Here is a 12755-nt window from a genome sequence, read left to right on the forward strand (position 1 = left end):
CGGTGCCTGTGTGTTGGGTCAGTATTGTTCGGTTTCTGCGAATCCGGTGTTGGTGTCGTGGTCGGCGTCGAAGGCGGCGGCGATGGGGTCGAATCCGGGTGGGCTGTCTTTGAGGGCGAGGCCGAGGCCGGTCAGTTTTGCTTTGACTTCGTCGATGGATTTTGCTCCGAAGTTGCGGATGTCGAGGAGGTCGGCTTCGGAGCGTGCGACGAGTTCGCCGACGGAGTGGACGCCTTCGCGTTTGAGGCAGTTGTAGGAGCGGACGGTGAGTTCGAGTTCCTCGATCGGGAGTGCCAGGTCGGCGGCGAGGGCGGCGTCGGTGGGGGAGGGGCCCATGTCGATGCCTTCGGCTTCGATGTTGAGCTCGCGTGCGAGACCGAATAGTTCGACCAGGGTTTTGCCGGCTGATGCCATGGCGTCGCGGGGGCGCATGGCTTGTTTGGTTTCGACGTCGACGATGAGTTTGTCGAAGTCGGTGCGTTGTTCGACGCGGGTTGCTTCGACTTTGTAGGTGACTTTGAGGACGGGGCTGTAGATGGAGTCGACGGGGATACGGCCGATCTCTTGTCCGGTCTGTTTGTTCTGTACGGCGGAGACGTAGCCGCGGCCGCGTTCCACGGTCAGTTCCATCTCCAGTTTGCCCTTGCCGTTGAGGGTGGCGAGGACGAGGTCGGGGTTGTGTACCTCGACGCCGGCCGGGGGTGCGATGTCGGCGGCGGTGACCAGACCCGGGCCCTGCTTGCGCAGGTACATCACGACCGGCTCGTCGTGCTCCGAGGAGACGACCAGTTGTTTGATGTTGAGGATCAGGTCGGTGACGTCCTGCTTGACGCCGGGGACGGTGGTGAACTCGTGCAGGACACCGTCGATGCGGACGCTGGTGACAGCGGCACCGGGGATCGACGACAGCAGGGTGCGGCGCAGGGAGTTGCCGAGGGTGTAGCCGAAGCCCGGTTCCAGTGGCTCGATCACGAACCGGGAGCGGAATTCGTCGACGACCTCTTCGGTCAACGAGGGACGCTGAGCAATCAGCACGGGGTATTGCCTCCAGGGTTTGGCGCCCGCTATGTGACGCCGTAGACACCATGAAGGGTACGGGCGGTTCGGCCTTGGATGCGGCTGAACCGCCCGACTCGCCCGTGCGTCGGCCGGGCCGCGGGTCCAGATCGTGCCGTCGCGGGGTGCGACCGGGGGCTGTTGCCGCCCTTGGGGCGTCAACACCGGTACATTGCGGGGGTGCATACTGGGGGCGATGACAAAATCTGCTGCCCCTAAGCGTCATTTGCCTACCAGCCCCTTCAAGGCCCCGGTCGCACCGGCTCCCAAGCACTTCGCCGTGGGTGACCAGGTCACCCACGACGTGTACGGTCTCGGCCGGGTGATCGGTATCGAGGACGGATCCGCGGCGCTCGTGGATTTCGGTTCGGAGCAGGTGCGGATCGTGAGCCCGTACGCCAAGATGACCAAGCTGTAGGACCGCTGTGCCCGGTCACGGCACGCCAGGCCCCCCTTCTTCGGCGGGCCTGTACCGAAAGAGAGACCGCTCATCGACCTGACGTCGCTGTTCTCCGCTGTGGAAGAGCAACCGCGCTGCTCCACCGCTGTGCCGCCGCCCGCGGCGACGAACCCCTTCCAGGCCCCGGACTACGAAGAGGACGACACCTTCCCGTTCGAGGACGTGCACGGGCCCGCCGCGGGCCTGCACGCCGGGCGGCCCGAGGCGGCCTGAGCTGTCCCGCGGCCGTGGCGGCGGGTTCGACGGCCGGGTGGGTGTGGGCTGTTGCGCGGCGGTGCGGTGAGGGATGCGGCCTTCTGCGGATCGATCCAGAAGCCGTCGGACGTCGGGCGTCAGCCGTCGGGTCGGGCGTGCGGGTCGGTCACCGGCTGTGGTTGCGTGTCCGGGGTGCTCGTCGGTCATGCGGTGCCGGCTTTGGTGGTGTCGGCCGGCTGGTCGGCGGGTGCAGAAAAACGCGTAGGCCGGTGAGGCTGTGGAGGGTCGTCGTGGTGGCGGCCGTGGCGGTGAGCGCGAAGCTGCCGCGTGGGCCGAGTGTGTCGATCGCCCAGCCGGAGGCGGCTGCCGCACTGGCGGAGGCTGCCGCGCTGGCGGAGCCGGGCCAGGAGAATGCCTGGGTCAGGACGGATGGGTGGGCGGTCGACTCGGTGAGCTGGGAGAAGAGCGCCACAAGGGGTGGGATCGTGGCGCCGGTCAGGACTGCCATCCAGCCGAGCTGAAGCGGTGAGCCGGCGGTGAGCAGTAGCCAGGTGGCGAGCATCAAGGCGCCGGTCGCGATCGGGAGTTGCATCGCTGGTGTGGCACGCCGCCGGCGCAGCCCGTACAGCCGTCCGGTCAGCAGGCCGCTGCAGGTGGAGACGGCGAGGATCGGGGCGGCGGTGCCCGGTGCGTGGTGCTCCACCACGAACGCGGTCACCGATACCTGCAGGGCTCCGAAGTAGACCCCGATGGCGAGATTAAGGCCGATCAGGATGAAGAGGGCGCCGTGCTGCAGCGAGCGGCTCGTGGCGTGCGGGGTGCTGCGGGCGGCCGGTGCGGGCGCGCTGCCGCGGGCAGCGGCGAGGAGCAGGCTGCCGGCCACGGACAAGGAGACGGCCACCGTCGTGCCGGCCACGGGGTGTCCGGCCGCGGCGAGTGCGCTGACCGTCGCGGGTCCTACGAGGTAGGCGGCCGTGTTGCTGAGGGACTCCAGCGCGAAAGCGGTGGGCAGTTCCGCTGCCCGGTTGGGGCGCAGCAGTGCCGCCCAGCGGGTGGCGGACATCGCGCCGAGTTGGGGGACGCCGGCGCCGACCAGCGCACCGCCCAGGGCCGGCAGCGCGTTGCGGGGGCTGGCGGTGACCAGGCACACGAGGGCGGCGACGGTGAGGGCGTGGGCGAGCAGTGCGGGCGGCAGGATGCGGCTCTGCCCGAACCGGTCCGTGAGGCGGGCCAGTTGCGGTGCTGCGAGTGCTTCGGCGACCGCGAACGCTGCGCTGACCTGGCCGGCCGTGAGGAAGCTGCCGGTGTGGCTGTGCACGAGCCAGACGAGGCTGAGGCCGGTCATCGCGCCGCCGACGCGTCCGAGTGATGCAGGCAGGAAGAAGGCGGCGGCGCCCGGGGTCCGTAGCGGCGGGCGGTAGTTCGCCGTGGGCAGGGCGAGTCCTTTTCGCTGCCCGGTGGGACGGCCCGCCCGGTTCGTCGGTGCCCGAATGTAGCGACCCGTGTCGCCGCCTGGAACCGTCCAGTGCTGGCGTGGAGAGGGGACACGCGCCCCGCACCGACTCCGTCACCGGGCAGACGTCTCGATGTTCGGTGGGCGGCTATTCTCGCCGCGGGGGCGGGCGGTGTCCATCACGGCATGGACCGGGGCCTTCTATGATGTCGAGCAGCCGTAGGCCGGTGGCCCGGGCGGGCGACAGCAATCCGGAAGTGTGTTCCTCTGGTTACCGCATTCCTTCGAGGACGGTCAGTTGGCGGCCCAGGCGCGTAACTGCTGGGTGATCCGAGCCACTCCGAGGACCCCGGAAGTGGCGTCCCGCACGAGTACGACGGCTGCTGTGGGCGGATACGCGATCGGGTGCTCGTTGAGGATCAGGTAGGCCTGTGTGGCGTGCCAGGCGAAGGCCTCGCCTGAGTGCTCCAGAGGTGGCAGTTTCGCCAGAGTCTGCAGCAGCGCGGCTGCCTTGAGGTACGGGGAAGCGTGGATGTCGCGTTCCCTCGCCCGGGCGTTGACCCGGGCGAGGGCGGCGTAGAGCGGGCCGTGGTCGTCGACCTGGGGGTCACCGTCCAGGAGTTCGGCAGCGTGCAGCAGGAACGCGACGTCGAGCGGGTGGGGGCCGGGCTTGGCCACGCGGCGTGCCCTTGCCCGTGGCTCTCGATCTCCTGGCGTGCCTGCTGCTCGGCTGCTCGCTGTTCCTCGCTGGGATCCATGCTGCTGGGTTCAGCGGCGAAGGCCGCGCCGCTGCGGGCCTTGGACTCCTTGAACCTTCCAGGAACCGCTGCTCGTCGGCGGTCGCCCGCGCGTAGGCGGCGGAGAGGATGTACTCCTGCATGCTGACCCCCTCCTGCTTCGCGGCCGCGGCGATGGCCGCCCGCTGCTCGGGGTCGGGGACGCGCAGGTTCATGGCCTTGACATCCGACATGCCACCAATGCCGCCAGTGGTACCAGTGTTTGAGCCTTGAGGTTCAGCCGTCTTGCGTCCGGGAGCCGGCCACGAACAAGATCGGGGCCGGCGCGAGCGTCCGACCGGTGCGAGGGTTACTGCGGCTCTTCGGCCTGTGCCTCGTCCGTCCTTGGGTGCGGTGTCCTGCTCGGTGGGGGCGGTGTCGTGGGCGGAGCTGCCCTGCTCGGTGCGGTGGGCCTGGGTGCGGCCGCGAGGTTCTCCAGGGTGGTGGGTGCGAGGGTGGTCTTGATCGTCGCGGAGTTGCTCGGGTGGTGAGGTGGCGGTAAGGCCACGCGGGGTTGGAGGCAGTGGGGCAGCACGCCCGGCGCTTGCGCCGTGTCTCGATGGCCGTCCCCGGTGCGGCACCGCGGGCCCGAACGAGGGCAGCCGTAAGGGCGTTCACTTGGTTTGAGGCTGTTTGGCTGTGTGGGCGGTGAGGATTGTTTGTTCTTTCTCGGTCGACAGGAACGGCGTCGATGCGCTGAAGTGCCGGTCGTCTTCGAAGGTTTCCTGTTCGCTGCGGGGTGCGAACGGCCAGGTGGCCGTGTCGTGTATGGAGTCCGTGACCGGGCGGCGGTGCGGGCCGGCGGCCGGTGTCTTCGCGCACGACGTGGCCCGGGCGGCCGCGGGTTGGGGGCCTGGTGGCAACCAGAGCGGAAGCTCCGTCCACGGTTCGACGTCGTGGTCGGGGAAGATCTGGTCATCGATGTAGACGAGTTCGGGCCGGCCTGCGGTGGCCGGTGACGCAGGCATCCAGGTAGTCGCCCGAGCTTGCGTTGTCCGGTGCGCCGGGTACCGGGTAGTCCTCGATGTCGTCCTTCGGTGCGCCGGTCAGCAGGTTGAGGGCGAAGGCGGCGGGGTCGCGTACGTCGATGACCCGCAGTGGCCGGTCCGCCGGTGCCGGGGACGGCCATCGGGCCGCCGCGTGCCGCGCGGCGCAGCCAGGCTGTGGTGCGCCGGGCGCGGTCGTGCGGCCTGACGATCAGGCCTGGTTGGAGCACCACGACCCTTCCGGGGAAGGCGCGGTGGACCGCTTTCTCGCAGCGGTCCTTGAGCCGGCCGTGGTCGCCGCCTTCCGGCCCGGCATCGGCGGTGCCACCGTGGCGGGGGGAGGACTCGTCGGTCGGCAGGGCGGGGAAGTGGGGATAGATGTTGATGGTGGAGACGAACAGGTAGGCGTCTGCGTGTTCGGCCGGCGCGGCAGCCGACTTCGCTACTTCGCGAGGCACGTACCCGCAGACGTCGACAACGGCGTCGTTGGGCCCGGCCGCGGCCAGGGCGGCGAGATCCGCCTGGTCGGTCCGGTCTCCGTGCAGGGCGTGCACGCCGGGCAGGTCGGCCTGGGTCCGGCCCGGGTTGAAGACGGTCACCTCCCAGCCGCGGCGCAGCCCCTGCGCGGCGAAGGCCCGCCCGGCGAACACCGATCCACCGAGCAGGAGAAGCTTCATGGCCATGAGTCTCGGCTTTGCCGCCGCACCCGCGGAACGGCCGTGTGCGGAGCGCGAACGGATTGCGCGTGCCGCGAAAGCGCTTGTGGTACCGGCGGAACGTGCTGGAAAGAAAAGAAGCGACGTTGTCGGTCGGTGTCGGTGTCGGTGTCTTGGACGGTGCAGCGGGAGGTCGGCACCTGACGGTCTTCATGCCGGCACAGGGCCGCCGCGGTGCGGGTGCATCGGCGGCGCTGCAACTGCCGGCCGGAGACGGTTTTTGCAGGCTGCCGGGCAGTGGAGGCGTCCACGACGGGCACGACGGGCACCTACCGGCCGGCGTGCGATGCACGGCGTTGCAGACGTCCGATGCGCGGTGTCCGAGTTGGTGGGTGCGGTCGGGCAGGCTGCCGCCGAAGCGGCAGCATGCCGCCCGGTGCGCGGGTTACTTCGACTCTTCGGTCTGCGCCTGGTCCGTCTTGGGTGCGGTGTCCTGCTCGGTGGGGGCGGTGTAGTAGACGGAGCTGCCCTGCTTGGTGCGGTGGGCCTGGGTGCGGGCCACGAGGTTTTCCAGGGTGGTGCGCACGACGGTGGTCTTGATGCCGCGCTCGGGGTGGGCCTGGTCGAGCGCGGTGGTCACCTCGGCGGCGGAGCGCGGTTCGCTCTGCTCGCTCAGGTGCCGGCGGATGAGCTCGACCAGGGTGGGCAGGGCCGCCTTCGCGGTCTCCGCCTTGCCCGCGGTCTTGGGTGCGGACTTGGCGGCGGTCTTGGGCGCGGACTTGGCCGCAGGCTTGGGTGCGGACTTGGCTGCGGCCGGCTTCTTGTCCGTGGCCGGGGCGTCGGTGGTCTTCTTGGCCCGTGCCCGCTTGCCGGCACCGGGCTCGGTGGAGGTCTTCTCGCGGGGGGCGGGCACGGTGGTGGCCTCCGGCGTAGCCGCGCCCTGGACGGGGGCCGATGTGATGCCCAGCGCCTGCTGCACGTTGACCAGCACGGAGTGGTCGGTCTGCAGGGAGGCCAACTCCTGCTGCAGCGCGGCGATGTCCGTGCTGATGCGCTCCTGCTCCTTGACGTTGCGCTCGAGGTCGCTGGTGACCTGCGCGGCGTACTGCGATGACAGTCCGGTGGCGGCAGTGGTGCTCTGCGACATGGTGTGGGGCCTTTCCGTTGTGCCGGCCGCATGAGCCGGTCCTGATGGGGCGCGGACGCAAACGTGAGCCCTGCGCTTGTGTGTTTCGGGGCTGCTGCCCAAAGGTCAGCGGTAGTAACTGCTGCGAACAGCCCGGATGAGAGATAGTACGGGTGAGTAGAGCCTGTTGTTTCACTTGAGTGACACCTGTGGCTCGAGTTGAGCTTCAGGTGCCGGGCACGCGACGGGCGTCCGGCGCGTGGTGAGGGTTGAGTCGGCGCGCATGCGTAGAGGAGCTGCCACCGCACTTTAGCCGGTGTTGTCGCTGGTGGTGCCCTGTGTGCGGGATATGAGTGGCTGCCGGGCGGCCCGCCCACCCGGTGCCTGCGGCGGGAGAATGCCCGCACGCAGGGGCGCGGACGTCCCTGTGGGCACGGGAGTGAATCGGGGCGCACATGTACCCCTTGAGTGGTACGGCGGCCCGCGGCCGCGGCATATGACAACGGCCGTCGGCGGAAGGTGTCCTGCCCGGTGGGTGTGTGACGGTGTGTGGTGCGCGGCCGTGTCCGGCCGGGGGAGGGTGTGGTCACGGGCGGTGCGGGCGCACGCGGGGGTCGCGGCCGGGCCCAGGCGGTTTCGTGTGGGGGGGTCGGTGGCGGACCAGGGAAGGAATCCGGTGCCGTGGCCGGATAGATTCGCCGGGTCGGTGGAGGGGAGCGGGACGTGGAGGGTGCGGTGGGCGGGCTGTGAGTGACAACTACCTGACGGTGATTGCGACGGATCCGTACTGGCAGCCCCGTAGGGATGCGGCGGATCATGCCGCTGTCGTGCTGTCCGGGATGCTTCCCGACGACGACGCCCGCCGTGGTCTAAAAGCCACATGGCACGACGGCGTCGAGGTGGTCGTCTGCGGTGCGAGCCTTCAGAAGATCTCCTGCCCGCACTGCGCTGCGCAGTTCACCTCCCACTGGTGGCCGAGGCCGTCTCGGCACGCTGTGACGAGGGCTTCTCGACGCTCCTCGTGGCGGTGCCCTGCTGCGAGGTCCAGACGTCGCTCAACGACCTGGTGTACGACTGGCCGATGGGGTTCGCGCGCTTCAGGATCGAGGTGCTGTATCCGAACCGGGCCTGGCTGACCGGCGAGGAACTGGCCCGTGTCGCGGACGCGCTCGGACATCCCGTGCGGCAGATCCTCATCCACATCTAGACGGTTTCGTTCGCGCCACCGGGCGGTGCGGAGCCATGCCCGCGCTGCGCAGTCCGGCCACGTGGACGGCCGCTGTCCTCTCGCAGCGGCTGTCCAACGGGTGGCGGTCGGGCCCCGCTGTTGCGCACCCAAGGCGACCGCGCCGAACACCTTCCGGTGCTCCCACCGGCGGCCACGCGCTTGGGTGTCCGGTTCGAAAGGAGCGGCTCGATCCGCGCCCATGGCGCGTGAGTCAACGGCACACCCGCACAACGACCGGCTGACCCAAATGAAACTGCCCAGGTGCGGACAAGCAGGAGTGCGATGCCATCGGTGCAGGGGACGGTGCGGGCGGCGTGGTCAGGGAAGGTGGCGTGTGGGTGTGAAGCCCTGGCGCGGATGTCGGCGCGGAGACGGCGCTGCGGATCCGGCCCGCGCCCCCTGCGCGCGCTAACCCGTCATGCGGTCACGGCGATGGCCAGGAGCGGGCGCCGCCGGCGCAGGAGCCGGTCGGTCAGGCGCAGGAGGCGGAAGACGGTGAATCGGCGCGCCATCAGGTCCTGCACGCGCGGGGTCTGTTCCTCGTCGAGGAGCCGGGCCCTGGCCTGCGCGATGGGCGCGTGGGGCGGGAGGGTCCCGTGCATGCTGCACGGGGCGATGGTGACCCGGCTGTTGTTGCGGATCCGCTTGACCTTGCCGGTGCCGGGCGGGGTCAGGACGTAGAGCGTGGCGCCTGCCACGAGGCAGCCGACCGGGGTGGCCACTGCACGCCCGTCTGCGCGGAACGTGGTCAGGCTCATGTACCTGCCGTGGGCGATGCGCTGAACGGTGTGCTCGTAGCCGGCGTACGGGGTGGGCACGGCGCTCTCCTTGACGGCTTCGGGGTCAGCCGGCGGCGTGGGTCTGCTGGGCCACGAGGGCGCGGGCGCAGTGGGCCGCCTGGTGTGTGGCCTGCGCCAGGTGGTCGCGGCCGGCGGGGAGCATGCCCTGCTGCAAGAACAGGGCCAGGCCGTGTGCCGCGGCCGCGATGCGTGTGAGCAGATCGAGTGCCGTGTCCTGGTCGGGGGTGACCCGGCCGGCGATGGGGACCAGCATGTCGAAGAGGTTCTTGCCGGCCGCGGCGAGTTCGGGGTGGCGGCTCTTGTCGAGTCCCGCCAGGAAGGTGATGTCGAACAGGGCGCGTTCCTCGGCCGCGAACCTCACGTACGCGGCGGCGAAGGCGGCCAGCTGCTCGGCCACGTCCGTGCCGGCGGCGACCGCCGTCCGGTAGCGGCGGTACTGCTCCTCGTAGCCCTTAAGGGCCAGTGACGCCAGCAGGGCCTCGCGGTCGGCGAAGTGCTTGTACGGAGCCGACACGCTGACTCCTGCCCGGCGGCACGCCTCGGCGAGCGTGAATCCGTGCGGCCCGCGCTCCTTCACGAGGGCGAGGGCGGCCTGCTCGAGGGCGTTGCGCAGGTCTCCGTGGTGCTGCCCGCTGGGGCGTCGTTTGACTGTCACACCCCCTAGGTTAACACTGTTCACCACAAGGTGAATACCATTCACCACAGGGTGGCCGTCCGGTCCTGCGTCCGGTCGGCCCGTTTGGAGGAGCCATGTCCCGATCCGCCCCTGAGCGATGGACCGCCCAGCAGGTCCCCGACCAGAGCGGTAGGACCGCTGTGATCACCGGTGCCAACACCGGCATCGGTTTCGAGACCGCGCTGGTGCTGGCGCGGCGGGGTGCGCACGTCGTGCTGGCGGTGCGGGACACCGTCAAGGGCGCACAGGCCAAGGAGCGGATAGCCGCGGCCGTTCCCGGAGCCCGGATCACCGTGCAGAGCCTGGACTTGTCTTCCCTGCGGTCCGTACGCGCCGCGGCCGAGGCCCTCGGCGGAGCCGGCTTGCGCATCGACCTGCTGATCAACAACGCCGGGGTCATGTACGCCAAGCAGCTCCGGCGCACGGCCGACGGATTCGAGCTGCACCTCGGCGTCAACCATCTCGGTCACTTCGCCCTGACCGGGCTCCTGCTCGAGCGGATGCTCGGCGTGCCGGGATCCCGGATCGTGACCGTCAGCAGCATGGGGCACCGCCAAGGCGGCCCCATGGACCTGAGCGACGTCAACTGGACTGCGCGCCCCTACCGTCGAACCGCGGCCTACGCGCACTCCAAGCGGGCCAATGTGATGTTCACCTACGCGTTGCAGCGGCGGCTCGCGGGGCGCGCCGCCACCATCGCGGTGGCCGCTCATCCCGGCGGCGCCGACACCGCGGGGTCGCGGCGCACCACCGCCGACCGCGGCCGGCTCGGGCGGGCCCTGTTCGCCGGCCTGGTGCGGCCGCTGCTGATCCAGAGCCCCGACCGCGGCGCGTGGCCGGTCCTGCGTGCGGCGAGCGACCCGGCGGTCGAGGGCGGACAGTACTACGGCCCCGGCGGCTTCCTGCAGAGCAAGGGGCACCCCAGGGCGGTGACGTCGAACGCGCAGTCCCGCGACGAGGCGGCCCAGCATCGGCTGTGGCAGATCTCGCAGGAGCTGACCGGGGTGCGCTTCCCGGTGTAGGAGTGCGCCTGCCTGTCGCCTGCCGGTGGACGCTGACGCGGGCGGCTTTGCCGCACCCGGCCCCGTCCCGGGTAGGCCCGAAGACGGTCCGCCGGCAGGTGGCGGCCCTGAGCGGGGGTCAGGTGGCGGGCGGTGCCGGGGGCAGCGCGTGTGCGATCAGTGTGCGGGCGGCCTCGAGGGCGTCGTGGCGGGGGCAGGGGCTGTCGAGGGAGGTCTGGAGGGCGGTGGCGCCTTCGAGGAGGACGTTCAGCTGCCGGCCCAGTCGGTCCGGGTCGGCGGCACCGGCACGGGCGGCGATGGCGGTGAGCTGCTCGGTGATGCCGCTCTTGTGGTGGTGGACCAGTTCGTGCACGTCCGTCATGTGCCCTGCGGCTTCGACGGCGGCGTTGTGGAGCGGGCAGCCGCGGTTCGTCATGCGCCCCGAGGGTCCCGAGGTCGCCTCGGCGAGCATGGTGAACAGCGACAGCAACTGCTCCTGGGGGGAGAGTCCCTCGCGGTTCAGGTTCTGTTCGATGCGCCGGGCCATTTGGGCCTCGTAGGTGCGCAGGTATTCCTCCACCAGCGCGTTCTTGGTGGGGAAGTGCTGGTAGAAGGTGCGCGTGGAGACCTCGGCGGTCTCGACCAGGCGGGCGATGCCGGTGGCGTGGATGCCCTCTTCGTAAAAGAGCTTCGCGGCTGCCCGCAGGATGCGCTCGCGCGCCCCCCGGCCCCCCCGTTGCCGGGTGCCGACTGCGGTCCCTGTCCTCATGCCGGGCAAGTATAGCAATCGCTTTACTTCGTCGCGGGGATGCACTAGCTTCCACGTAAAGCGATCGCTTTACTTGGGTGGGGTCATGTCCCTCGACGTGATGGCAACGCCGCACTTCGACCCCGAGTGCGCCGCACGCAAGTGCATCGCGTCTTTACGAACAGACACCGCGGAAGGCCACGACGATGCGAGCAATCCAGTACCACCGGTTCGGCGACTACGACGTCCTGCACCCGGTGGACGTACCCAGGCCCGAGACCCGGAGCGGGCAGGCCCTGGTCCGGCTGACCCTGGCGGGCATCCAGCCCTTGGACGACACCGTGCGCACCGGCAAGCTGAGCGCGGTCAAACCCTTCCCGATCACCCCGGGAGGCACCGGCGTGGGGACGGTCGAAGAGCCCGGTGAGAGCGGTCTGGCGGCGGGCACCCGGGTCATGATCAGCGGCGGCCGTTACGGCGTCGCCGCGGACGGTACCTGGGCCGAGTACGTCGCCGTCGATCCGGCCCACCTGCTGGCCCTCCCGGACGGCATCGACGACACCGCCGCCGCGGCGCTGTCCACGGGTGCCGGCTACCTGACCGCCTACCTCGCGCTCACCGAGCTGGCCGGCTTCCGACCGGGCGGCACCGTGCTCGCCCCCGGAAGCGGCGGTGCGGTCGGCCAGGCCGGCGTGGAGATCGCCCGGCACCTGGGCGCATCGCTGGCGATCACCACCGCCACGTCCACGGCCAAGGCCGAGCGGAGCCGGGCAGCCGGATACGAGGTCATCGACCTCAGCCGCGAATCGCTGCGCGACGCAGTCGCCCGGCTCACCGACGGCAAGGGCGTCGACGTCGTCCTCGACGGTGTGGCCGGGCCGATCACCGGGCAGGCCCTGGGCGCGCTCGCCTGGGGCGGCACCCTGATCAGCATCGGCTACTCCGCCGGCATACAGGCCGACATCAACGTCACCGACCTGATCTGGAAGGCGGCCCATGTCCACGGCTTCCTCTTCGCCCTGTTTACCCAGGAGCAGGTCAACGCGGCCAACGCCAAGCTCCTTGACCTGGTCGCCCGCAAGGAGATCACCCCACTCGTCGACCGCGTCTTCCCGCTGGAACAGGCCGCCCAGGCCCAGCGCCACCTCATCGAGAAAGGGCCCTTCGGCCGCGTACTGCTCAGCCTGTGACCGCGCGCCCGGCACACGGTTCGTCTGCTCCCCCCACACACCTTCCACCAAGAGAGAACAGCACCTCATCCAACTGCGGCCGTCCTTCGTTCGCGGGGCAGCACTGTCGTCCGCACCGCCTTGCGGCCGGGCGGCTTTCGAAAGGTCGCCTCGTTCGGCCGGTGCGCTTAAGGCATGCACGTTCCTTGCGTGGTGCCGCTGCGGTGGTCGGTCCCGTCAACCGCGGTTCAGGCGAGCCGGCGGCGGAACTACCGATGGCGATCACGGGAAGGGGCGATGGGGTGAGGGGAGATGAGAACGGGTCGCTATGCTGGTGGGCGACCCAGGACGTACATCGAGGAGTCATAGACGTGGTGGGTGACGACGACATCTCCGGGTGAGATCCGGATCTGACGGCCACCGGC

The 12755-nt window shown here is 70.2% G+C and carries 13 protein-coding genes and 1 pseudogene; 5 read left to right on the forward strand and 9 right to left on the reverse strand.

The window, feature by feature from the left end; all coding sequences use genetic code 11:
• Positions 1-18 precede the first annotated feature (18 nt).
• The gene (locus ADL25_RS35115) at positions 19-1035 is read right to left on the reverse strand and encodes a DNA-directed RNA polymerase subunit alpha (RefSeq protein WP_059131957.1); all 1017 of its coding nucleotides are present in this window, start codon (positions 1033-1035) and stop codon (positions 19-21) included.
• Positions 1036-1252: 217 nt separating this feature from the next.
• Between ADL25_RS35115 and ADL25_RS35120 the strand changes: the two genes are divergently transcribed.
• Together ADL25_RS35120 and ADL25_RS49335 are read left to right on the forward strand one after the other, a co-directional pair.
• Positions 1253-1474 (forward strand): hypothetical protein, encoded by a 222-nt coding sequence (locus tag ADL25_RS35120; RefSeq protein ID WP_059131958.1) that lies wholly within the window; start codon positions 1253-1255, stop codon positions 1472-1474.
• Between the two features lie 99 nt (positions 1475-1573).
• Entirely contained in the window at positions 1574-1729 is a 156-nt protein-coding gene (locus tag ADL25_RS49335; protein WP_159045072.1) for a hypothetical protein, read from the forward strand.
• Positions 1730-1877: 148 nt separating this feature from the next.
• On the opposite strand, the gene ADL25_RS35125 is transcribed toward ADL25_RS49335, so the two are convergent.
• From ADL25_RS35125 to ADL25_RS35140, 5 genes and pseudogenes are all read right to left on the reverse strand, one after another.
• A complete protein-coding gene (locus tag ADL25_RS35125; RefSeq protein WP_063805796.1) occupies positions 1878-3056 on the reverse strand; it encodes an MFS transporter in 1179 nt (392 codons plus the stop codon).
• Positions 3057-3458: 402 nt separating this feature from the next.
• A complete protein-coding gene (locus tag ADL25_RS35130) occupies positions 3459-3842 on the reverse strand; it encodes a hypothetical protein (RefSeq protein ID WP_059131959.1) in 384 nt (127 codons plus the stop codon).
• Positions 3842-4116: pseudogene (locus ADL25_RS51015) on the reverse strand (DUF1778 domain-containing protein); the annotation flags it as partial. The pseudogene ADL25_RS51015 and the gene ADL25_RS35130, both read right to left, overlap by 1 nt.
• A gap of 438 nt (positions 4117-4554) precedes the next feature.
• A complete protein-coding gene (locus ADL25_RS51020) occupies positions 4555-4908 on the reverse strand; it encodes a hypothetical protein (protein ID WP_234381166.1) in 354 nt (117 codons plus the stop codon).
• Between the two features lie 1119 nt (positions 4909-6027).
• A complete protein-coding gene (locus tag ADL25_RS35140; RefSeq protein WP_059131960.1) occupies positions 6028-6729 on the reverse strand; it encodes a hypothetical protein in 702 nt (233 codons plus the stop codon).
• Positions 6730-7678: 949 nt separating this feature from the next.
• Between ADL25_RS35140 and ADL25_RS46940 the strand changes: the two genes are divergently transcribed.
• Positions 7679-7915 (forward strand): hypothetical protein, encoded by a 237-nt coding sequence (locus ADL25_RS46940; RefSeq protein ID WP_059131961.1) that lies wholly within the window; start codon positions 7679-7681, stop codon positions 7913-7915.
• A 437-nt stretch (positions 7916-8352) separates the two neighbouring features.
• On the opposite strand, the gene ADL25_RS35150 is transcribed toward ADL25_RS46940, so the two are convergent.
• Together ADL25_RS35150 and ADL25_RS35155 are read right to left on the reverse strand one after the other, a co-directional pair.
• Positions 8353-8754 carry a PPOX class F420-dependent oxidoreductase gene (locus ADL25_RS35150; RefSeq protein WP_059131962.1) on the reverse strand — a complete coding sequence of 134 codons (402 nt, stop codon included), beginning with the start codon at positions 8752-8754 and terminating at the stop codon, positions 8353-8355.
• 25 nt (positions 8755-8779) lie between these two features.
• Positions 8780-9391, reverse strand: coding sequence for a TetR/AcrR family transcriptional regulator (locus tag ADL25_RS35155; protein ID WP_059131963.1), 612 nt, complete (start codon positions 9389-9391; stop codon positions 8780-8782).
• Between the two features lie 95 nt (positions 9392-9486).
• Here ADL25_RS35155 and ADL25_RS35160 point away from each other — a divergent pair, with 95 nt between their 5' ends.
• Positions 9487-10434 (forward strand): oxidoreductase, encoded by a 948-nt coding sequence (locus ADL25_RS35160; protein WP_059131964.1) that lies wholly within the window; start codon positions 9487-9489, stop codon positions 10432-10434.
• A 118-nt stretch (positions 10435-10552) separates the two neighbouring features.
• On the opposite strand, the gene ADL25_RS35165 is transcribed toward ADL25_RS35160, so the two are convergent.
• The gene (locus ADL25_RS35165) at positions 10553-11182 is read right to left on the reverse strand and encodes a TetR/AcrR family transcriptional regulator (RefSeq protein WP_059131965.1); all 630 of its coding nucleotides are present in this window, start codon (positions 11180-11182) and stop codon (positions 10553-10555) included.
• A 185-nt stretch (positions 11183-11367) separates the two neighbouring features.
• Between ADL25_RS35165 and ADL25_RS35170 the strand changes: the two genes are divergently transcribed.
• Complete coding sequence (locus ADL25_RS35170) at positions 11368-12351, forward strand: quinone oxidoreductase family protein (protein ID WP_059131966.1); 984 nt, start codon at positions 11368-11370, stop codon at positions 12349-12351.
• The last annotated feature ends 404 nt before the right edge of the window (positions 12352-12755 follow it).

Origin of the sequence: Streptomyces sp. NRRL F-5122 (assembly GCF_001507435.1) — a bacterium.
Lineage (GTDB): Bacteria > Actinomycetota > Actinomycetes > Streptomycetales > Streptomycetaceae > Streptomyces > Streptomyces lannensis.